Origin of the sequence: Nocardioides sp. NPDC023903, from assembly GCF_040639295.1 — a bacterium.
GTDB lineage: Bacteria > Actinomycetota > Actinomycetes > Propionibacteriales > Nocardioidaceae > Nocardioides.
The window spans coordinates 1-20,817 of the sequence record NZ_JBEZZS010000052.1; the positions used below are offsets into that span (position 1 = coordinate 1).

Consider the following 20,817-nt stretch of genomic DNA (forward strand, 5'->3'; position numbering starts at 1 on the left):
GAGATTTCGACGTACGCAGCACCTGGATGGCACGCAGCGTGATCTATGACCATCTCGACTCGGTGGAGGGTGATGTCGTCCTCGACGTCTCCGGTGTGGACAGTGCCGATGTGACGGCGCTGAAGCTGCTCGCCGTCGCCACCCGGCAGGCCCATGCCGAGGGCCGCCGCCTCACTCTGCAGGGCTGCACGCCCGCGGTGCGCCGGATGCTCCACCTCTCCAGGCTCTATCGTGTTCTCGAGGTCGAGAACTCACCGCTCATCGCCTAGCGGGCAGTGGGTAAAAGACTGGGCCGGTGAGTGACATCTTCCACACCGGACCCGGTTACTGATCGGTAACCGAGGGGCTAGCATGCCTCTTATGACGGACACCACGCCTTCCGAGCAGAGCCGCCCGGCGAAGGATCGCTCCTGGCTGATGCGGACGTACGCCGGCCACTCGACCGCCGAGGCGTCCAACGAGCTCTATCGCAACAACCTCGCCAAGGGCCAGACCGGTCTCTCGGTCGCCTTCGACCTGCCCACGCAGACCGGCTACGACCCCGACAGCGTCCTCGCCCGCGGCGAGGTCGGCAAGGTGGGCGTGCCGATCATGCACATGGGCGAGATGCGCAAGCTCTTCGACCAGATCCCGCTCACCGAGATGAACACCTCGATGACGATCAACGCGACCGCCATGTGGCTGCTCGCGATGTATCAGGTGGCCGCCGAGGAGCAGAACCCCGGGATGGACCCTGTTGAGGTGGCCGCCAAGCTGGCCGGCACCACCCAGAACGACATCATCAAGGAGTATCTCTCCCGGGGGACGTACGTCTTCCCGCCGGAGCACTCCCTGCGGCTGATCAGCGACATGATCGCCTACACGGTCCACCAGATCCCGAAGTGGAACCCGATCAACATCTGCAGCTACCACCTGCAGGAGGCCGGGGCGACGCCGGTGCAGGAGATCGCCTACGCGATGTGCACCGCCATCTCGGTCCTCGACCAGGTCAAGGCCTCCGGCCAGGTCTCCGAGGAGGACTTCGGCAAGGTCGTCGGCCGGATCTCCTTCTTCGTCAACGCGGGCGTGCGGTTCGTCGAGGAGATGTGCAAGATGCGCGCCTTCGTCGAGCTGTGGGACGAGATCACCCGTGAGCGCTACGGCGTCGAGGACCCGAAGATGCGCCGGTTCCGCTACGGCGTACAGGTCAACTCCCTCGGCCTGACCGAGGCGCAGCCGGAGAACAACGTCCAGCGCATCGTGCTGGAGATGCTCGCGGTGACGCTGTCCAAGAACGCGCGGGCGCGCGCGGTGCAGCTGCCCGCCTGGAACGAGGCGCTCGGCCTCCCGCGTCCGTGGGACCAGCAGTGGTCGCTGCGCCTGCAGCAGGTCCTCGCCTACGAGTCCGACCTGCTGGAGTACGGCGACCTCTTCGACGGCTCGCCGGTCGTCGAGGCCAAGGTGGCTGAGCTCGTCGCGGGCGCCAAGGAGGAGATCGACCGGGTCCAGGCCATGGGCGGCGCGATCGCCGCGGTCGACACCGGTTACATGAAGTCCGAGCTGGTCTCCTCGCACGCGCGCCGTCGCGCCGCGATCGAGTCGGGTGACGAGATCATCGTCGGGGTCAACAAGTTCACCACCACCGAGCCGAGCCCGCTGACCGCGGATCTGGACGCCGCGATCATGGTCGCCGATCCCCGTGCCGAGGAGGCCGCTAAGGCCTCTCTCGAGGCGTGGAAGGCCGAGCGTGACGAGACGGCCGTCTCCGAGGCGCTCGCCGCTCTGGCCGCCGCCGCGAAGACCGACGCCAACCTGATGGAGGCCACCCTGGCTGCGGCCCGGGCGGGCGCGACCACGGGGGAGTGGGCCGGCACCCTGCGCGAGGTCTTCGGCGAGTTCCGGGCGCCCACCGGGGTCTCCGGCGCCGTCGGTGCCGCGGAGGCCGGTGCCGAGCTCTCGGCCGTACGCGACCGGGTCAAGGTCACCGGCGAGGAGCTCGGCGTCAAGCTGCGCATGCTCGTCGGCAAGCCCGGCCTGGACGGTCACTCCAACGGCGCCGAGCAGGTCGCGGTCCGGGCCCGTGACGCCGGCTTCGAGGTCATCTACCAGGGCATCCGGCTCACCCCTGAGCAGATCGTCGCCGCGGCGGTCGCCGAGGACGTACACGTCGTCGGGCTCTCCATCCTCTCCGGCTCGCACATGTCGCTCGTGCCGTCCGTGGTCGACGGGCTGCGCGAGGCGGGCTTGGGCGACGTACCCGTCATCGTCGGTGGCATCGTGCCCGAGTCCGACGCGAAGACGCTGATCGCGTCGGGGGTCGCGGCGGTCTACACGCCCAAGGACTTCAGCCTCACCGAGATCATGGCCGACATCGTCGAGGTCATCCGCAAGGCCAACGACCTGTCCTGAGTCGAGGATCGACACGGCTCCCGAAAAAACTTCGGGAGCCGTGTCGATCCGGGTGCGTGGCCATTCGTGAAAGGGGCAGAGGGAGGCGGACAGCGCCTCCCGCCACTTCACGGGAGTACGAGATGTCCACGATCACCACCGCCCAGCAGACCACCCGCTCGACCCGCGCCGCCGTGCGCAAGCCCGTCTGGCTCCATGGCCTCGCTGCCACGGTCGTCGCCAGCGCGGTCGTCACCGTCCTGGCCGTCGCTGCCTCGGCGGCCGGGGTGAGCTTCGAGACCGCCAGCGGGACGATCCCGCTCGCCGGCTACGCCCAGCTGACCGCCCTCTTCTCGCTCATCGGGGTCGCGATGGCCGCGGTGATGGCCCGTGTGGCCCGCCACCCACGACGTACGTTCGTGGTCACCACTGTCGTGCTGACCGTCGCCTCGCTCGTCCCCGACGTGACCTTCGGCTTCGACGCCGCCAGCGCGGTCGTCCTGATGCTCCTGCACGTCGTCGCCGCCGTCATCGTCATCCCGGTGTTGGCTCGTCGGCTCGCCGAGTGACCGGCCTAGTAGCCTGCCGCGCATGCGAGTAACGGTGGTCGGAGCCGGAGTCATCGGGCTCTCGTGCGCGGTACGGCTGCTGGAAGCCGGTCACGAGGTCAGCGTGATCGGCCGGGAGCGGACGAGCGGGACCACCTCGGCGGTGGCCGGCGGGTTCTGGTTCCCCTACCTCGCCGAGCCGCGCGACCGGGTGACGGCCTGGGCCGCCGAGACCTTCCGCGAGCTCGCCCGGCTGGCCGAGGAGGAGCCGGATGCCGGCGTACGCATGGTGCACGGCACCCAGCACAACCCCGAGGCCGACCTGTGGTGGGCCGCGCCGCTCACCGATCTGACCGTCACCGAGGGTCGCGCCGAGTTCACCGCCCCGATCGCCGAGATGCCGGTCTACCTGCCCTGGCTCGAGCGGCAGGTCACCGAGGCGGGCGGAAGCATCGAGACCGGGACCGTCGACGACCTGGCGAATCTGGACGCCGACGTCGTGGTCAACGCGACCGGCCTCGGCTCGCGGGAGCTGGTCGGCGACAGCAGTCTCTACCCGGTGCAGGGCCAGGTCGTCGTCCTCGGGCCGGGCGCCACCGAGGAGTGGCTGGAGGCCGAGGGCGACGCCCCCTCCTACGTCTTCCCGCGTGGCGGCGACACCGTGGTCGGAGGCACGTCGGTGCCGCACGCCTGGGACCAGAGCCCGGACCCGCGTACGGCTGAACGGATCCTGGCCGATGCCACCGCAGCGGTGCCGGGGATCGCGAACGCCGAGGTCAGGGCTCACTTGGTCGGCCTCCGCCCGGCCCGCCCCTCGGTCCGGCTGGAGCGCGAGGGGCGAGTGGTGCACTGCTACGGCCACGGCGGCGCCGGAGTGACGCTGAGCTGGGGCTGTGCCACCGAGGTGGCGTCGCTCGTGGAAGTAAGGCACGCCTAACTCTGCTGTTACCCTTCGAGCGTGGGCAAGAAGAGGAAGCCTCCCAAGACGGAGTGCTGCGTGTCGAAGTCGCGCTGCAAGCGGTGCCCGATCCGCATGCTCAAAGAGGGCACCCTGCCCGAGGGGATGACGGTCAAGAAGCGCCGTCTGGTGACCCTCGACGGCAAGCCGGTCAAGAAGAAGCATCTGGCTGCTTGACGGAAGGCGCCGCCAAGTTGCGTCCGAGGTGGTAGGAATTGCCTTGCATTCCATTACCCACTCGCGCAAGGACGTTACCGATGCCTCACGCCACCCGCCGCTCTGTCCTGTCCGGTGCTGCTGTCACGGGCGCCGCGGCGCTGAGCGCTGCCGGTTACGCCGCCCCGGCGCACGCGGGCAAGCCCGACACCGTCCGGCTGACCGTGCTCGGGACGACCGACCTGCACGGCAACGTCTTCAACTGGGACTACTACAAGAACGCCGAGTTCTCGAACAGCGCCGGCAACGAGATCGGCGTCGCCAAGGTCAAGACGCTGATCGACGCCGTACGTGAGGAGCGTCGCGGCGAGCCGATCCTCACCATCGACGCCGGTGACACCATCCAGGGCACCCCGCTGGCCTACTACTACGCCCGGATCGACCCGATCACCGAGGGCGCGATCCACCCGATGGCGCGGGCGATGAACCTGGTCGGCTACGACGCCGCGGCGCTCGGCAACCACGAGTTCAACTACGGCATCGACACGATCCGGAAGTTCGAGGAGCAGGTGAACTTCCCGATGCTCGGCGCCAACGCGGTCGACCCGTCGACCAAGCTGCCGGTCTTCCCGCCCTACATCATCAAGGACTACGACCTGGGCCGCGGTCGCCGTCTCCGCGTCGGTGTGCTCGGTCTGACCAACCCCGGCATCGCGATCTGGGACAAGGCCAACGTCGAGGGGAAGATGGAGTTCCCGGGGCTGGTCGAGCAGGCGAAGATCTTCGTACCCGAGCTCAAGAAGGCCGGCTGCGACCTGGTCATCATCAGCGCCCACTCCGGCGCCGACACCTCCAGCTCCTACGGCGACGAGCTGCCCCCGGAGAACGCCTCGACCCTGGTGGCCGAGCAGGTGGCGGACGTCGACGCGATCCTCGTCGGCCACGCCCACCGCGAGATCACCCAGCGCTACGTCACCAACACCGAGACCGGCAAGCAGGTGCTCCTGACCGAGCCGCTCTACTGGGGCATGCGCGTCTCGGTGATGGACCTGGTCGTACGCCGCGAGAAGCGTCACGGCCGGCCCCGCTGGGTCCTGCAGTCGGCGACCTCGCAGACGCTCAACTCCAACACCGTCGACCCCGACCCGGAGGTCTCGGCCGCCGTGCAGGAGCAGCACGACATCGTGGTCTCCTACGTCAACTCCGTCGTCGGCACCTCGGCGGTGGAGATGCTGGCCGCGCGTGCGGTCGTCGAGGACGTACCCATCATCGACTTCGTCAACTATGTCCAGGCCGACGCGGTCAAGGCGGCGCTCACCGGTTCCGACGCCGAGCTGCCGGTCATCTCGATCGCGGCGCCGTTCAGCCGCGCCGCCGCCTTCCCCGCGGGCGAGGTGACCGTACGCGACGTCGCCGGTCTCTACATCTACGACAACACCCTGATGGCCGTGCGCATCACCGGCGCCCAGCTCAAGGACTACCTCGAGTTCTCGGCCCGCTACTTCAAGCAGGTCAGCGGCACCGGCCCGTTCCCGATCGATGCCGTGACCAACGCGCCGACCGACACCGCGCCCAACGGCACGCCCGACTACAACTTCGACACGATCGCCGGGCTGGACGCACCGCTGACCTACGACATCGACATCTCGGTCGCGGTGGGCTCGCGGATCACCAACCTCGCCTACGGCGGCGTCGCGGTGACCGACGCGCAGGAGTTCGTGCTCGCGGTCAACAACTACCGCCAGTCGGGTGGCGGCGGCTTCCCGCACGTCACCGAGGCCACCGTGGTCTACAACCAGCAGGTCGAGATCCGGCAGCTGCTCATCGACTGGGTCACCGAGCACCAGGTCATCGACCCGGCCGCGTTCGCCTCGGTCGACTGGCGCCTCGTCTCCGGTGGTGAGCCGATCACCGTGGAGTAGCCGCCACGGCGGTTGGGCGACGGGTCAGCGGGGGTTGGCCCAGTTGAGCAGCTGGCTCATCGAGATCAGCAGGTCGTCCAGCCGCCGCTCGACGCTGTCCAAGCGCGCGTTGACGCTGTCGATCGCGGCGTCGGTGCGCTCCATCCGGCTCTTGATCGCGTGGAACTCCGCCGTGTGCATCTGCTGCATCGTCAGGAGATCGATCATGATCGCCTCGACGTCGCTCACGGACAGGCGGCCCCCAACGCCATGCCCCGAGTAGTTCATGGACATGGCGTGAATCTTGTCACGCTGTTCCTACTCAAAGGTAAGGAAAGGCGTTTCCCCTGTGTGAACTTGCCTGACCGTGCACCAACTGTTGGTCAGAAGAGTCTCTCGGTCGGATCATCGAGGCCGCGCAGTGCGTCGTAGTCGACGATCGCGCAGGTGATGCCCCGATCTTCGGCCAGCACCCGGGCCTGCGGCTTGATCGCCTGAGCAGCGAAGATGCCCCTCACCGGGGCCAGCAGCGGGTCGCGGTTGAGCAGCTCGAGATAGCGGGTCAGCTGCTCGACGCCGTCGATCTCACCGCGCCGCTTGATCTCGACCGCGACCGACTTCCCGTCGGCGTCGCGGCACATCAGGTCGACCGGCCCGATCGCGGTCGGGTACTCGCGGCGTACGAGGGTCAACCCCTCGCCCAGGGTCGCCGGGTGGTCGGCGAGGAGCTCCTGGAGGTGCTTCTCGACGCCGTCCTTCTGCAGGCCGGGGTCGATGCCGAGGTCGTGCGACGTCTCGTGGTGGATCTCGTCGATCAGGATGCGCAGGGTGTCATCCGTCTTGGAGGTGACGGTCCACTCGACGCGGCCGTCGTCGGACTTGCCCTCCGAGAGGGTGCAGGGCGGCGACATCCAGTTGAGGGGCTTGTAGGAGCCCCCGTCGGAGTGGACCAGCACCGATCCGTCGGCCTTGAGCATCAACACCCTGGTGGCCATCGGGAGGTGGGCGGTGAGCCGCCCCGCGTAGTCGACCTGGCAGGTGGCAACGACGAGTCTCACCGGGAGAACGTATCGCATGGCCCCATGTGAGCAGCGTCACGCCACTAGGGGTTACTCATGGGTAATAAATTTGGCAGTCTTCCGTCGCATGACGGTTTCGACCCAGGGTTCCATCCACGACGTGCTCGTGCTGCCCTACCTCAACCACGCCATTCGCATGCTCGAGTCGGGCTACGCCACCGCCACCGACATCGACAACGCCATGTGCTTCGGCTGCGGCTACCCCCAGGGGCCGCTGGCCACGGCCGACGAGATCGGCGCCTCCGGCGTACGCGACGCGCTGCTCGCCCGCTTCGAGGAGACCGGCGACAACCTGCACAAGCCCGCCGACCTGCTCACCAAGGTCGCCGGCGAGTCCGGGACGTTCGCCTCGGTGGCCGGGGACCACGCAAAGGCTCCCGAGCTGCGCCACACGATCGAGAAGATCGGCGTGGTCGGCACCGGCACGATGGCCTCGGGCATCGTCCAAGTCTTCGCCCAGGCCGGGTACGACGTCGTCTTCGTCGGCCGCTCGCAGGAGAAGCTCGACGGGGTCGTCGCCGGCATCACCAAGTCGCTCGACAAGGCCATCGCGAAGGGCCGCTCGGACGAGGAGACCAAGGCCGCCGTGCTCGGCCGCCTCACCGGCAGCACCTCGCGCGAGGACCTCGGCGAGGCCGACCTGATCGTCGAGGGCATCGCCGAGGACCTCGACGTCAAGACCGAGCTCTTCAAGGACCTCGACCGGATCGCCAAGACCGGTGCCATCCTGGCCACGACCACCAGCTCGATGCCGATCACCGAGCTCGCCAAGGTCACCGCGCGCCCCGGGGATGTCATCGGGATGCACTTCTTCAACCCCGCGCCGGTCATGAAGCTCGTCGAGGTGGTCACCACCGACCTCACCTCGCCCGAGGTCGACGAGACAGTGCGCGCGCTGTCCGCCGCGGTCAAGAAGGTCCCGGTCTCCTGCGGCGACCGATCCGGCTTCATCGTCAACGCGCTGCTGTTCCCCTACCTCAACGACGCGGTCAAGCTGCACGAGTCCGGCGTCGCCATTGCCGAGATCGACGCCGCGATCAAGGAGACCGCCGGCTTCCCGATGGGCCCCTTCGAGCTCCTCGACGTGGTCGGCAACGACGTCTCGCTGGCCATCCAGTCCGAGCTCCGCAACGAGTTCGGCGAGCCCGGCTTCGACCCCGCCCCCCTCCTTGTCCAGAAGGTCGAGGAGGGCAAGCTCGGCCGCAAGACCGGCGAGGGCTTCCACACCTACTGATCCCAGCCCGGCCGAGAAGTCACGTACGTCGGCCGAGGCGTCACCTACGCGAATCGAGTCGGCACTTCGGTGCCGGCTCGATTCGCGCGAGTGACGCCTCGGCCTGCGGGGGTGACGCTTCGGTCAGGGGCTGGGGTAGCCGCGGCGTACGGCTCGTTCCAGGATTCCCAGGGTGGCCCGGATCGACTTCTGGTCGATCACCGGGAAGATCGCCTTCCACTCGGGGAGGGCGGTGGACCAGTCGCAGTACGAGGTGACGCGGGTGTCACCGGATTCGAGCTGCTCGAGCTCGTAGCCGAAGCGGTGGCCGATGGGCGGCTTGACGGTGCCTTCGATGGTCCATTCGATGGCCCGGTCGGGTTCGAAGCCGGTGACGATCACGGTGACGTCGTACTTGCCGAGCGGGTAGTCGCCGAGGGCCTCGCGGTCCATGTGGACGACGAACCGGTCGCCGACCGCACTCACCGGCGATCCCTCCGCGGACTGGAGCATGCCGGCGGCGTCGATGGCGACATGGCCGTCGGGGTCGATCAGAACGGCGAAGATGTCGGTGGGGGAGGCGGGGATGATCCGCTCGGCGTCGATGCGTTCGGCCTCGATGCGCTCGGCGGCCTGAGTCTGGTCGGTCACAGTGCCCGAATCTAGCGGCGTCCTGGCGTGCCGGGCATCACACCGTGGCAGGATGCGGGGCATGAGTGAGCGCACGATCGAGACAGTCGGAGTCGTCGGCCTGGGCACCATGGGTGCCGGTATCGCGGAGGTGTTCGCCCGCAACGGGTTCACCGTTGTCGGGGTGGAGCGGGACGAGGAGGGCCTCGAGCGTGGCAAGGCCCACCTGGCGCACTCGACGGGTCGCGCGGTCAAGCGCGGCAAGCTCAGCGAGGAGGAGCAGGAGGCACTGCTCGGCCGGATCTCCTTCGCCACCGACGCGACGGCGCTCAAGGACGTCGACATGGTCGTCGAGGCGGTCGTGGAGTCGCTGGAGCTGAAGAAGTCGATCCTCGCCACCCTCGACGAGATCGTGGCTCCCGAGACGATCCTGGCGACCAACACCTCGTCGCTGTCGGTGACCGAGATCTCGACCGCCTCCAACCACCCGGGGCGGGTCGTCGGCGTGCACTTCTTCAACCCGGCCCCGGTGCAGAAGTTCGTCGAGATCGTACGCACCGTGGTGACCGAGCCCGACGTGCTCGAGGACGTGCGCGAGGTCGTCGGCAAGGTCGGCAAGTCGCCGGTGGTCTGCGGCGACCGGGCCGGGTTCATCGCCAACGCGCTGCTCTTCGGCTACCTGAACCACGCGGTTGCGATGTTCGAGGGCCACTACGCCACCCGCGAGGACATCGACACCGCGATGCGGCTGGGCTGCGGCTACCCGATGGGGCCGCTGGCCCTGCTGGACCTGATCGGGCTGGACACCTCCTACGAGATCCTCGACAAGATGTTCCGCCAGGGTCGCGACCGGCTGCACGCCCCCGCGCCGATCCTCAAGCAGATGGTCACCGCCGGGATGCTCGGGCGGAAGTCGGGCCGCGGCTTCTACACCTACGAGGCTGCCGACTCGCCCGTCGTCGTCCCGGACGCGCTGACCCCGAGCGCCGACGCCGCCCACGAGCTGCGCCGCCCGATCTCGAAGGTCGGCGTCGTCGGCACCGGCACGATGGCCTCCGGAATCGTCGAGGTCTTCGCCAAGGGCGGCTACGACGTGACGTACGTCGGGCGCAGCCCCGACAAGGTCGACGGTGTCGCCGCGCGGATCACCAAGAGCCTCGACAAGGCGATCGGACGAGGCAAGCTGGAGGAGTCGGCGAAGCCGGAGATCCTCGGCCGGCTCACCGGCACGACCTCGCTCGACGACCTGGCCGACGTCGACATCGTCGTGGAGGCGATCGCCGAGGACCTGGCCATCAAGACCACGCTCTTCGAGAACCTCGACGACATCTGCAAGCCGGGCGCGATTCTGGCGACCACGACCTCGAGCCTGCCGGTCATCGAGCTGGCGAAGGTGACGAAGCGGCCGTCCGACGTCGTCGGGATGCACTTCTTCAACCCGGCGCCGGTGATGAAGCTGGTCGAGGTCGTCTCCACCGTCACCACGGACGAGGACGTCTCCGAGACCGTCCGCGCCCTCTGCAAGAACGTCGGCAAGTCGCCGGTCTCGTGCGGGGACCGGGCCGGCTTCATCGTCAACGCGCTGCTCTTCCCCTACCTCAACGACGCCGTCAAGATGCTCGAGGGGCACTACGCGACCGCCGACGACATCGACACCGCGATGAAGCTCGGCTGTGCGCTGCCGATGGGTCCGTTCGAGCTGCTCGACGTCGTCGGCAACGACGTCTCGCTGGCCATCGAGCGCGAGCTCTACCTGGAGTTCCGCGAGCCGGGCTTCGCACCTGCGCCGTTGCTGGAGCACCTGGTCACCGCGGGCTACCTGGGCCGCAAGACCGGCAAGGGCTTCCGCGACTACAGCTGAAGCGGAGCCCGAAGCAATATGCACAGCTGAAGATTTGAGGTCACTCCCGGCCCGACCACCGTGGCAGTACGCTGAAAGACGTGGGACTTCTGATCGCACTTCTCATCGTCGTCGCGGTGATCGGGACCGTGGTAGTGACCAACAGGCGCTCGCAGGCGCGAGCGCTGGAAAAGCAGCGCGCTGACCTCGAGCCGGTCAAGCAGCTCGCCTTCGAGGACGTGACCGCCTTCGGTGAAGAGCTGCAGCGGCTCGACCTGGACATGGCCGGCAAGGAGCTCGACGAGGGCGCCAACGCCGACTACCAGCGCGCGCTGGACGAATACGAGACGGCCAAGCGCACCGTCGACAAGATGACCGTGCCCGACGACGTCAAGAAGATCACGACGATCGTCGAGGACGGCCGCTACGCGATCGCCTGCGTCGAGGCGCGAGTCGCCGGCGAGCCGCTGCCGAAGCGCCGCCCGCCGTGCTTCTTCGACCCCCGCCACGGCCTCTCCGTCGAGGACGTGGCCTGGGCGCCGCCGGGTGGCACCACCCGTGACGTACCCGCCTGCGCGCTCGACGCTGAGCGCGTCAAGGTCGGCGCGGAGCCCGACACCCGCAAGGTGATGGTCGGCAACGAGCGCGTTCCCTACTGGCAGGGTGGCCCGGCCTACCGGCCCTACGCCGCCGGTTACTTCGGCGCCTTCTCGCCGATGGACTGGATGTTCGCCGGGCTGATGTTCAGCGCGTTCGGCGGCTTCGACGCCTTCGGTGAGATCGGCGAGGGCATGGGTGACGCGATCGGCGGCATCGGCGAGGGTATGGGCGACATGTTCGGCGGGATCGGCGACGGCATCGGTGACATGTTCGACGGCTTCGATTTCTAGCCGCGTACGCTTCCCCAGTGCCACCACTTCATACGCTCGAGCTCGGCGACGCCGGAAGTCGTGTCGTCTTCCTGCACGGACTCTTCGGACAGGGACGCAACTGGAACACGCTCGGCAAGCAGCTGGCCGACAAGCATCGGGTCACGCTCGTCGACCTGCCGCACCACGGTCGCTCCCCGCAGCCTGACACTTTCGACTACCTCGAGGTGACCGCGGCCGTAGCCGAGCTGCTCTCAGCAGACGACCCCGCGACCGTGGTCGGCCACTCGATGGGCGGCAAGGTGGCGATGCTGCTCGCGATCACCCGCCCCGAGCTGGTCGCGAAGCTCGTCGTGGCCGACATGTCCCCCGTCGTCTACGACCGCGTCGGCGGCTTCAAGACGTACGTCGACGCCATGCAGAGCCTCGACCTGGCCCGCATCACTCGCCGGGAGGAGGCCGACGCCGGGATGCAGGAGGCGGTCCCCGATCCGACGATCCGCGGCTTCCTGCTGCAGAACCTGCGCCGCGACGGCGACAGCTGGCGCTGGTCCATGAACCTCCCCGTCCTGGGCCGCGACCTCGACCGCATCGGCGACTGGCCAACCGAGGAGCTGAAGGCGTACGACCCGTACGACGGGCCCGTGATGTGGGTGGCAGGCGAGCTGTCCAACTACGTCACCGACGAGTACGCGCCGGCGATGAAGGAATGGTTCCCGCGCTACCGCAAGGTGACGATCAAGGGCGCCGGCCACTGGGTCCACTCCGAGAAGCCGGAGACCTTCCTCGCGGCCCTGCGTCAGTTCCTCGGCGACTGAGACACTGGAAACGGCCCGGGCGCCGGCCAGGCGGCGTCTACGCTGTGCGGCATGGAACGCGACAGGCCAGTCATCGTGCTGGTCGGCGGCGAGCATGCCGACGTCCTCGAGCGGGAGTTCCGGGCGCGGTACGACCGTGACTACCGGATCGAGCCGGTGGTGGGCTTCGCCGCGGGCCTCGACCGGACCCGCGGGCTCGTGGCCGACGGTGCGCAGATCGCCATGGTCGCTGTCGAGCACGTTCTCGACGAAGGCACCTCGATCGAGTTCCTGCACCAACTGCCGGGCATCGTGGCGACGGCGCGCCGGGTCGCGCTCGTATCGTGGGACGACTTCGCCGATGCTCTCGATGACCTGAGGGCCGCGGCGCTCCAGCGCGAGATGGACACCTTCGTGCTCATCCCGCGCGGCCCGCGGGACGAGGAGTTCCACACCGCGCTGATCGAGCTGCTCTCGGAGTGGGGATGGTCGGTGGGCAAACCGCTGGTGACCGTGACCGACGTCGTGGCCGATCCGGGCGACCGTGACGCGGCGGCGATCCGCGACCTGCTCGAACGCATGGGTTTCCCGCATCGCCTGCTCGGGCCGGACGACGACGAGGCTCAGGAGCTCATCGAGGCCGCCGGCTCGGGCGCACGGCTGCCTCTGGTCCGCACCTTCACGGGTCGCGTGGTATCCGGCGCGACGGCGGCGACGGCCGCCGAGGCCATCTACGGCGGGTTCGACGAGATCCCTGAGGGAGTGATCGCCGACGTCGCCATCGTGGGCGGCGGGCCGGCGGGCCTCGCGGCGGCCGTCTATGCCGCGTCGGAGGGCTTGGCGACGGTCGTCGTGGAGCGCGACGCGATCGGCGGCCAGGCAGGGTCGAGCTCGATGATCCGCAACTACCTCGGCTTCCCACGTGGCATCTCGGGCATGCGCCTCGCCCAGCGATCCCGCATCCAGGCCAGCAGGTTCGGCGCCCGATTCTTCACCGGGCGTCCGGTGACCGGGATCGAGCCCGGTCCGGTCGACGAGCCCGAGCACCAGCACGTGCACGTGCGTGGCGCGCAGTTCTGCGCCCGTACGGTCGTGCTCGCGATGGGTGTGACGTATCGCCGGCTCGGGGTGCCCGCGGTGGACGACCTGGTGGGCGCGGGCGTGTACTACGGCGCCGCGACGTCGATGGCGCGCGAGATGCAGGGCCGGGACGTCTTCGTGGTCGGTGGGGGCAACTCGGCCGGACAGGCAGCCATACACCTCGCCAAGTTCGCGAGCACCGTGACGATCCTGGTCCGGCGAAACGACCTCGCGGGGACCATGTCGGCCTATCTCGTACGTGAGATCGACGCGACGTCGAACATCCAGGTCCGGCCGCGCACAATCGTCGGCGACGGCGGTGGCGACGGTCGGCTCGATTGGCTGCGGTTGGAGAACCTGGACACCGGCGAGGACACCAAGACGTCCGCCGACGGCCTCTTCTGCCTGCTCGGAGCAGAACCTGACTGCTTGTGGCTGGCGGACGGGGTCGCGCTCGACGAGCACGGGTTCGTCCTGACCGGTCGCGACGTACCCCGCGAGGCGTGGGTCGACGGGAGCCCGCCCGCGAGTCTGGAGACGACGGTGCCGGGTGTGTTCGCCGTCGGGGACGTGCGTGCCGGGTCGATGAAGCGAGTCGCCTCCGCGAGCGGCGAGGGTGCGTCGGTGCTTCCGCTGGTGCACGCCCACCTGGCGAAGCTGCGCGCCCGGGAGTTCGGCGCCTGAGCCCCTGGGACGGTGGTCAGAGCGACGTTCCGGCCCTCGGTCGCGTCGTGGGCTAACTGCCCGACAAGAGCCGCCGGAAAACCTCGACGATCCGATCCACATCCGCCTCAGACGTACGCCAGTTGCTGAACGCCAACCGCAAGGCGGGAGTGCCGTGATGAACCGTAGGAGTCAAGAAGGTCACGCCAGTGTCGGCAACGCGGCGAGCAAGCTCAGCAGGATCGCCAGGAACCTTTATACAGACGATGTTGAGCCAGACCGGCGCGAGCAGCTCGACCCCATCGATCTCGGCAAGCAACGTCCCAGCCCGGTGCGCAAGAGTGATGGTGCGCTCGACGATCTCGCGGTGCCCGTCGCGCCCGTAGGCGTACAAGGTGAACCAGGCAGGCAGGGCGCGCAGGCGGCGTGAGCTCTCGGGGGTGAGGTGTACGAAGTCGGGGGACGTGCCGGGGAGGCCGATATAGGCCGAGGCGTTGCTGAAGACGCGAGCCTGCAGTTCCGGGTGACGGCTGAGCTGGATCGCGGAGTCGTAGGGGACGTTGAGCCACTTGTGTAGATCGACGCAGATCGAGTCCGCGCGCGAGAGACCTGCGACGAGGTGGGCGTGGGCGGGAGAGAGGGCCGCGAAGGCACCGAAGGCGCCGTCGACGTGCAGCCAGAACGGGAACTCGTCGCGGAGGTCGGCGATGGCGTCCAGGTCGTCGAAGTCGCCGGTGTTCACGGTGCCGGCGTTGGCCACGACGATCACGGGCCGGCCGTCCTGTTCACGGAGGGCAGCGCGCAACGCGTCGATGTCGACCGCATCCCGGCCGGGGAGGAGGGCGACCGGATGAAGGCTGTCGCGGCCCAGCCCGAGCACGGACAGCGCCTTGGAGACCGTGGAGTGGGCGGCGCCGGACAGCACGACGACCCCACCGAGCGCCGCGACGCCTTGGGCCGAGACCGACACCCCGAGCCGGTCACCGACCCACTCGCGCGCCAGCGCCAGCCCGGTGAGATTGGACATCGTCGCACCGGTGACGAACGCTCCGCTGAAGTCGCTGGGAAGATCCAGCAGGTCGAGGAACCAGCGCACCGTCTCGCGCTCCAGGTCGCTGGCGGCGGAGTCCTGGACCGTGATGGTGTTCTGGTCGAAGACCGAGGTCAGCCAGTCCCCGGCGACCGCGGCCGGGGTCGCCCCGCCGGTGACGAAGCCCAGGTAGCGGGGGCCGGCGCTCGCCGAGAAGCCTGGCGCCCAGCGGTTCTCGAAGTGGCGCAGAGCGGCTTGGCCGCCAGCGCCCTGTGCCGGAAGCCGCTCGGCTGAGGGCGGCCGGAACGGAGACGTCACTGGCCTGTCGTCGAGACTGGCGATGATCTCCTGTGCATAGTCCTGGATCGCGCCGAGGAGATCGGTCATCCCGGCGAGGTCTGCGTCGAGCCGTGGGTCCATCCTTCGACGGTAGGCCTTCTCAGGGCTCGATGAGACCTGCTCTGATGGCATATCGCGTGACCTGGGTGCGATCACGGAGGCCGAGCTTGGCGAGGATGTTCTCGCGGTGCCGCTCGACGGTCTTGTAGGAGATCGTCAGCTCGCGGGCGATCTCGCGGGTCGAATGGCCCTCGGCGATGAGCTTGAGCACCTCGTCCTCGCGCTCGGTCAGCACCGTGCGCGGCAGGCTCTCGCCACGGTTGAGGCGGTCGAGGTAGTCGCGGACCAGGGCACTCATCGCGCCGGGATAGACGAACGCTTGGCCCCGAATGGCGGTGCGGCACGCCTTGACCAGGTCCTCGTCCGCGACCGACTTGAGGACGTACCCGCTGGCGCCGACCTTGAGCGCCTCGAAGAAATACTGCTCGTTGTCGTGCATCGAGAGCATCAGCATCTTCGGAGGCGTACGCATCCGGGCGATCGTGCGCGCGGCCTGCAGCCCGGTCATGCGGGGCATGGCGACGTCGAGGATCACCAGGTCGACCTCGGTATCGCGCAGCGCCGCGACGGCCTCCGCTCCATCGGCGGCCTCGGCGACCACCTCGAGGTCCGGTTCGGCGTCGAGGATGAGGCGGACTCCGCGGCGTACGAGGGTGTGGTCGTCGGCCAGCAGGATCCGGATCTTCGCGGGCGTGGGAGTCACAGCGGCACCTCCAGGCAGACGGTGGTGCCGCGGCCGGGGGTGCTGGTCACGCTCAGGTCGGCACCGACGAGCAGGGCCCGCTCGCGCATCCCGCTGATCCCGGCGCCGGCCACGAGGTCGGCGCTGCCGCGGCCGTCGTCGGAGACGGTGAGGACGACCATGTCGCCGACCTTGCAGAGCGAGAGCTCGGCGGTGGCGGCGTGGGCGTGACGTACGACGTTGGTGAGCGCCTCTTGAGCGACCCGGTAGATCACCAGCTCCCGGTCCTGGGGCAGCTCGGGAAGCCCGCGGCCGATGGTGCGACGTACGGTCGTGCGGCCCAGGGCGCCGACGTCGGTGGCCAGCGAGGCCAGGGCGGCGTGCAGGCCGAGGTCCTCGAGCACACCCGGCCGCAGCTGGCGGGCCACGCGGCGTACGTCGTCGATGCCGGTGCGCGCAGACTCGCGGACGGCGGCGAGCTCGGGGCGTACGTCCTCCGGCACCTGTCGCTCCAGCCCCTTGAGCCCCAGGAGTACGACGGTGAGCGACTGTCCCACCTCATCGTGGAGCTCCTGGGCGATCCGGTGTCGCTCCGCCTCCTGTGCGGCGAGCGCCTTGGCGTTGCTGGTGCTCCGCTCGGTCTCCAGCCGGTCGAGCATCGCGTTGTAGCTGGCCACCAGCCGGGCGCCGGCGCCCTTGCCGGGGGTCGGCAGGCGCTGGTCGGGGGAGAGGTGGTCGACCGAGTCCATGGTGCGGATCACCCGGTCGATCGGCGCCAGGCTGCGCAGCAGCAGGAGCGCGTTGAGCGTCGCCATCACGACCAGCCCGACGGCCAGCACCACGGCTTCCGAGGCCAGGACGCGCTCGGAGACCCGGGCCGGGGACAGTGCCAAGACCAGGGTGCCGACGCAGAAGAGCGTGCCGTTGGTCAGGCAGACCCGCCAGTAGAGCGGTAGATGACTCATGCCACCAACCCTGACATGTCCTCTGGTCAGGACTTATGGGTGGCAGCACCCATTCGGATCGAGTCTCCGGTAACGGAGGGTCGATGGCATGGAGCTCAACGCATGATCGTGTACGCAGCGGTGGCCGTCTTCATCGTCACCTACGGCCTCATCGCCACCGAGCGCGTCCACCGCGTCGCCGCCGCCCTGGGTGGCGTCGCCGCGATGGTCGCGCTCGGGATCATCAACGCCGAGTCGGCCTTCTTCAGCCATGAGACCGGGGTCGACTGGGACGTCATCTTCCTGCTCTTCGGGATGATGGTGATCGTCGGAGTCCTCAAGCAGACGGGCCTGTTCGAGTTCCTCGCACTCTGGGCGGTCAAACACTCCGGCGGCCGCCCGGCGCGCCTGGCGACACTGCTGATCCTGGTCACCGCGGCGCTCTCGCCGATCCTCGACAACGTGACCACGGTGCTGCTCGTCACGCCGGTGACGCTGTCGGTCTGCGAGCGGCTGGGCCTGCGCCCGATGCCCTACCTGATCTCGCTCATCCTGGCCGCCAACGTCGGCGGCACCTCGACCCTGATCGCCGACCCGCCCAACATCATCGTGGCCAGCCGGGCCAACCTGACCTTCGACGACTTCCTGATCCACTCGCTGCCGCTGTGCCTGATCCTGTTGGTCGTCCTGATCGGGTTGGTCCGGGTGCTCTTCCGGCGCGACTTCCGTGGTCGGGTCGACCTGGACGGACTGATCGAGCCGCCCGCCTCGGCGATCCATGACCGCGGGCTGCTCTATCGCTGTCTCGCCGTCCTGGCCCTGGTGATGCTCGCCTTCAGCCTGCACACCGAGCTCCACCTGGATCCGTCGATGGTCGCCATGCTCGGCGCCGGCGCGATGGTGGTCGTCTCCCAGACGCAGACGGAGGCGTTCCTGGAGGAGGTCGAGTGGTCGACCCTGGCCTTCTTCATGGCGCTCTTCGTGCTGGTCGGCGGGCTGGTGGAGGTCGGCGTGATCGGGTCCCTCGGGACGTACGCCGCCGAGCTGATGGGCGACAACGAGCTCGCTGGGGTGACCGGGCTGATGATCGGCTCGGCCGTCGTGGGCGGGTTCGTCGACAACATCCCCTACACGGCGGCGATGGTGCCGATCGTGGAGGAGATGGTCGCCGCGACGCCGTCCTCGGGTGCCGACAGCCCGCTGTGGTGGGCCCTCGTCTTCGGTGCCGACCTCGGTGGCAACACGACCGCCGTCGCCGCCGGCGCCAACGTGGTGGTGCTCGGCCTCGCCGCCAAGGCCGGCCACCCGATCAGCTTCTGGAAGTTCACCAGGTACGGCATCGTGGTGACGATCGTGACCCTGGCCGTCGCCTGGGTCTACGTAGCCCTCCGCTACTTCGTGCTCGCCTGACGTTCCCGATAGGCGGCAACCGCGTTGCGATTGGTGCAGGTCGGCGAGCAGTAGCGCTTGGAGCGGTTGCGGGAGAGGTCGACGACCACGCCGGCACAGTTGTCGTCGGCGCAGATCGAGAGGCGGGACAGCTCGCCGGCGCGGATGACGTCGACCATGGCCATCGCGGTCTCGACGGCGATCCTGGTGGCCAGCGGGGCGTCGGGCTCGGTGGCGTGGATGTGCCAGTCGTAGTTCGTGTGGCGGACGAGCTGGGGCGTCGCGCGGTGCTCGGCGAGCATCTCGTTGGTCAGCCGCACGGCCTCGTCGCGCTCGGCGGTGAGCAGATCGCGCAGCCGGACGCGGAGGGCCCGGACCTCATCGAGCTCCGCGCGGTTGCCGTCGTGCCGCCCGGTGTAGTCGTACGTCACGAAGAACTCGTCGAGGGCCGCCACGGTATCCAGTTCGTCGACCGAGCCGGGGGAGAGGGCGAGGGTGTTCGCCAGCGCCGCGGCTGCCTGGAGGCCTACGTCGGTGTCATGGGTGAAAACCATGTTGACACATTACCGCGTCGCTGGGATCGTCATGTGTCATGACGACTTTGACCAATGACGAGGCGGTGCCGCAGAGCACGCAGAAGACGCCGCTGGTGGCTGCCGGACTGCTGATGGCGGTCGTCTCGGCGGTCACGTTCAGCCTCTCGGGCCCGCTGGGACGCGGCCTCTTCGACACCGGCTGGTCGACGGGCGGCGTGCTGGTCTTCCGCGTCGGCATCGGCGCGGTGGTGCTGGCCCCCTTCGCGCTGCGCGCGCTCGCCGGCCGGTGGCGGGGTGTCGCTGCGAGCTGGCGGGTCGTGGTGGCGTACGCACTGCTGGCCATCGTGGTGCCGCAGTTCGCCTTCTTCTCGGCGGTGCAATGGATGGCGGTCGGGCCGGCGCTGCTGCTGGAGTACATGGGGGTTGTGCTCGTCGTCGCCTGGATGTGGCTGCGACACGGCGAGCGGCCGTCCCGGCTGACGATGATCGGCGCCCTGGTCGCGATCGCCGGGCTCGTGCTCGTCCTCGACCTGGTCAGCGGGGCGAACGTGCACCCGCTCGGCATCATGTGGGGCTCCGCGGCCGCCGTCGGACTGGCCGGCTACTACGTGCTCAACGCCCACTCCAGCACCACGCTGCCACCGCTCGCGCTGGCCTGGCTCGGCCTCACCGGCGCCACGCTCCTGCTCGCGGTGCTCTGCCTGGTCGGGGCGATCCCGTTCACGATGGAGACCTCGCCGGTGGTCCTGGCGGGCCTGGAGATGCCGTGGTGGGGGCCGCTCATCGGCCTCGGCGTTCTCACCTGCTCGGTCGCGTACGCCACCGGCATCGCCGCCACCCGCACCCTCGGTTCGCGGCTCTCGTCCTTCGTGGGGCTCCTCGAGGTCGTCTCGGCCGTCGTCGTCGCCTGGCTGCTGCTCGGAGAGGCCCCCGGGCTCATTCAGCTCATCGGCGGGCTGGTCGTGCTGGCCGGTATCATCGCGGTCCAGCAGGGAGAGCAGTCGACGACGAGCGGGTGAAACCCGATTCTGGAGGCACCGTGAAGCTTCTCCTCACGTCCGGGGGCGTCACGAACGCGAGCATCCGTGATGCGCTGGTCGACCTGCTGGGTAAACCCATCGCCGACTCCACCGCCCTCTGCATCCCGACGGCGCAGTGGGGCCACCCGATGCTCGGACCGGAGTCGGTGCGGGGCACCGTCAGCGGCCTGCCTCCGTGGGGTGGCATGACCTCCATGGAGTGGGGATCGCTGGGCGTCCTCGAGCTGACCGCGCTGCCCACGATCGGCGCGGAGCGTTGGGTCCCCTGGGTCCGGGAGGCCGATGTGCTGCTGGTCCACGGCGGCGAGGCCACGTACCTGTGCCACTGGATGCGTGAGTCCGGGTTGGCCGACCTGCTGCCATCGCTGCCCGACACGGTCTGGGTCGGGGTCAGCGCCGGCAGCATGGTGATGACTCCGCGGATCGGCGAAGCGTTCGTCGAGTGGCCGGCGGCGCCGGACGACCGCACCCTCGGGGTCGTGGACTTCTCGATCTTTCCGCACCTCGATGTCTTCCCGTCGAACACCCTGGACGAGGCGGTGCGCTGGGCGGCAGACATCGGTCATCGGTCGTACGCCATCGACGACCAGACCGCCATCAAGGTTGCCGACGACACGGTCGAGGTCGTCAGCGAAGGGCACTGGAAGCTGCTCTCCTCATAGCCAAATGCAGTGGAGCGCCGTACGTACCAGGTAC

Annotated in this window: 21 protein-coding genes; 14 read left to right on the forward strand and 7 right to left on the reverse strand. The window is 68.9% G+C overall.

Features of this window, described 5'->3' with window-relative positions; translation table 11 throughout:
* From AB0F44_RS28490 to AB0F44_RS28515, 6 genes are all read left to right on the forward strand, one after another.
* Nucleotides 1–269: STAS domain-containing protein (locus AB0F44_RS28490; RefSeq protein WP_357360503.1), on the forward strand; the 269-nt coding region annotated here is incomplete at its 5' end.
* A 91-nt stretch (nucleotides 270–360) separates the two neighbouring features.
* Nucleotides 361–2,388: a protein meaA gene (locus tag AB0F44_RS28495; RefSeq protein WP_357360505.1), complete on the forward strand. Its 2,028-nt coding sequence runs from the start codon at nucleotides 361–363 to the stop codon at nucleotides 2,386–2,388.
* Nucleotides 2,389–2,510: 122 nt separating this feature from the next.
* Nucleotides 2,511–2,936 carry a DUF6069 family protein gene (locus AB0F44_RS28500; protein WP_357360506.1) on the forward strand — a complete coding sequence of 142 codons (426 nt, stop codon included), beginning with the start codon at nucleotides 2,511–2,513 and terminating at the stop codon, nucleotides 2,934–2,936.
* 22 nt (nucleotides 2,937–2,958) lie between these two features.
* Nucleotides 2,959–3,852, forward strand: coding sequence for an FAD-dependent oxidoreductase (locus tag AB0F44_RS28505; RefSeq protein WP_357360508.1), 894 nt, complete (start codon nucleotides 2,959–2,961; stop codon nucleotides 3,850–3,852).
* Nucleotides 3,853–3,873: 21 nt separating this feature from the next.
* Entirely contained in the window at nucleotides 3,874–4,050 is a 177-nt protein-coding gene (locus tag AB0F44_RS28510; RefSeq protein ID WP_008362162.1) for a hypothetical protein, read from the forward strand.
* 80 nt (nucleotides 4,051–4,130) lie between these two features.
* Nucleotides 4,131–5,951, forward strand: a complete 1,821-nt coding sequence (locus AB0F44_RS28515; RefSeq protein ID WP_357360510.1) for a 5'-nucleotidase C-terminal domain-containing protein — start codon at nucleotides 4,131–4,133, stop codon at nucleotides 5,949–5,951.
* Nucleotides 5,952–5,975: 24 nt separating this feature from the next.
* Here AB0F44_RS28515 and AB0F44_RS28520 read toward each other — a convergent pair whose 3' ends face one another.
* Together AB0F44_RS28520 and nucS are read right to left on the reverse strand one after the other, a co-directional pair.
* Nucleotides 5,976–6,224, reverse strand: coding sequence for a hypothetical protein (locus AB0F44_RS28520; RefSeq protein WP_350659698.1), 249 nt, complete (start codon nucleotides 6,222–6,224; stop codon nucleotides 5,976–5,978).
* Nucleotides 6,225–6,313: 89 nt separating this feature from the next.
* Nucleotides 6,314–6,988 carry an endonuclease NucS gene (gene nucS, locus AB0F44_RS28525; RefSeq protein WP_357360512.1) on the reverse strand — a complete coding sequence of 225 codons (675 nt, stop codon included), beginning with the start codon at nucleotides 6,986–6,988 and terminating at the stop codon, nucleotides 6,314–6,316.
* Nucleotides 6,989–7,076: 88 nt separating this feature from the next.
* Between nucS and AB0F44_RS28530 the strand changes: the two genes are divergently transcribed.
* Nucleotides 7,077–8,243: a 3-hydroxyacyl-CoA dehydrogenase NAD-binding domain-containing protein gene (locus AB0F44_RS28530; RefSeq protein WP_357360514.1), complete on the forward strand. Its 1,167-nt coding sequence runs from the start codon at nucleotides 7,077–7,079 to the stop codon at nucleotides 8,241–8,243.
* 123 nt (nucleotides 8,244–8,366) lie between these two features.
* Here AB0F44_RS28530 and AB0F44_RS28535 read toward each other — a convergent pair whose 3' ends face one another.
* On the reverse strand, nucleotides 8,367–8,873 hold the full coding sequence (locus tag AB0F44_RS28535; protein WP_357360516.1) for a polyketide cyclase: 507 nt from the start codon (nucleotides 8,871–8,873) through the stop codon (nucleotides 8,367–8,369).
* A gap of 61 nt (nucleotides 8,874–8,934) precedes the next feature.
* Between AB0F44_RS28535 and AB0F44_RS28540 the strand changes: the two genes are divergently transcribed.
* The 4 genes from AB0F44_RS28540 to AB0F44_RS28555 all read left to right on the forward strand — a co-directional run bounded on the left by AB0F44_RS28540 (nucleotide 8,935) and on the right by AB0F44_RS28555 (nucleotide 14,122).
* On the forward strand, nucleotides 8,935–10,713 hold the full coding sequence (locus tag AB0F44_RS28540; protein WP_357360518.1) for a 3-hydroxybutyryl-CoA dehydrogenase: 1,779 nt from the start codon (nucleotides 8,935–8,937) through the stop codon (nucleotides 10,711–10,713).
* An 80-nt stretch (nucleotides 10,714–10,793) separates the two neighbouring features.
* Entirely contained in the window at nucleotides 10,794–11,582 is a 789-nt protein-coding gene (locus AB0F44_RS28545) for a hypothetical protein (protein WP_357360520.1), read from the forward strand.
* A 17-nt stretch (nucleotides 11,583–11,599) separates the two neighbouring features.
* Nucleotides 11,600–12,379 carry an alpha/beta fold hydrolase gene (locus AB0F44_RS28550; protein ID WP_357360522.1) on the forward strand — a complete coding sequence of 260 codons (780 nt, stop codon included), beginning with the start codon at nucleotides 11,600–11,602 and terminating at the stop codon, nucleotides 12,377–12,379.
* A 51-nt stretch (nucleotides 12,380–12,430) separates the two neighbouring features.
* Nucleotides 12,431–14,122 (forward strand): FAD-dependent oxidoreductase, encoded by a 1,692-nt coding sequence (locus AB0F44_RS28555; protein WP_357360524.1) that lies wholly within the window; start codon nucleotides 12,431–12,433, stop codon nucleotides 14,120–14,122.
* A 52-nt stretch (nucleotides 14,123–14,174) separates the two neighbouring features.
* Here the strand turns inward: AB0F44_RS28555 and AB0F44_RS28560 are convergent, their stop codons facing one another.
* The 3 genes from AB0F44_RS28560 to AB0F44_RS28570 are packed head-to-tail and all read right to left on the reverse strand — an operon-like array spanning nucleotide 14,175 to nucleotide 17,177.
* Nucleotides 14,175–15,551 (reverse strand): pyridoxal-dependent decarboxylase, encoded by a 1,377-nt coding sequence (locus tag AB0F44_RS28560; protein WP_357360526.1) that lies wholly within the window; start codon nucleotides 15,549–15,551, stop codon nucleotides 14,175–14,177.
* 19 nt (nucleotides 15,552–15,570) lie between these two features.
* Nucleotides 15,571–16,233: a response regulator transcription factor gene (locus AB0F44_RS28565; RefSeq protein ID WP_357360528.1), complete on the reverse strand. Its 663-nt coding sequence runs from the start codon at nucleotides 16,231–16,233 to the stop codon at nucleotides 15,571–15,573.
* Nucleotides 16,230–17,177, reverse strand: a complete 948-nt coding sequence (locus AB0F44_RS28570) for a HAMP domain-containing sensor histidine kinase (protein WP_357360530.1) — start codon at nucleotides 17,175–17,177, stop codon at nucleotides 16,230–16,232. The genes AB0F44_RS28565 and AB0F44_RS28570 overlap by 4 nt, the downstream gene beginning before the upstream one ends.
* Before the next feature lie 102 nt (nucleotides 17,178–17,279).
* Between AB0F44_RS28570 and AB0F44_RS28575 the strand changes: the two genes are divergently transcribed.
* Entirely contained in the window at nucleotides 17,280–18,566 is a 1,287-nt protein-coding gene (locus AB0F44_RS28575; RefSeq protein WP_350659711.1) for an ArsB/NhaD family transporter, read from the forward strand.
* Here AB0F44_RS28575 and AB0F44_RS28580 read toward each other — a convergent pair.
* A complete protein-coding gene (locus tag AB0F44_RS28580; protein WP_357360532.1) occupies nucleotides 18,548–19,099 on the reverse strand; it encodes a CGNR zinc finger domain-containing protein in 552 nt (183 codons plus the stop codon). The two genes, AB0F44_RS28575 and AB0F44_RS28580, sit on opposite strands and share 19 nt — an antisense overlap.
* Nucleotides 19,100–19,137: 38 nt before the next feature.
* Between AB0F44_RS28580 and AB0F44_RS28585 the strand changes: the two genes are divergently transcribed.
* On the forward strand, nucleotides 19,138–20,100 hold the full coding sequence (locus tag AB0F44_RS28585; protein WP_357360534.1) for a DMT family transporter: 963 nt from the start codon (nucleotides 19,138–19,140) through the stop codon (nucleotides 20,098–20,100).
* A gap of 20 nt (nucleotides 20,101–20,120) precedes the next feature.
* Complete coding sequence (locus tag AB0F44_RS28590) at nucleotides 20,121–20,783, forward strand: Type 1 glutamine amidotransferase-like domain-containing protein (protein ID WP_357360536.1); 663 nt, start codon at nucleotides 20,121–20,123, stop codon at nucleotides 20,781–20,783.
* Nucleotides 20,784–20,817 lie beyond the last annotated feature (34 nt).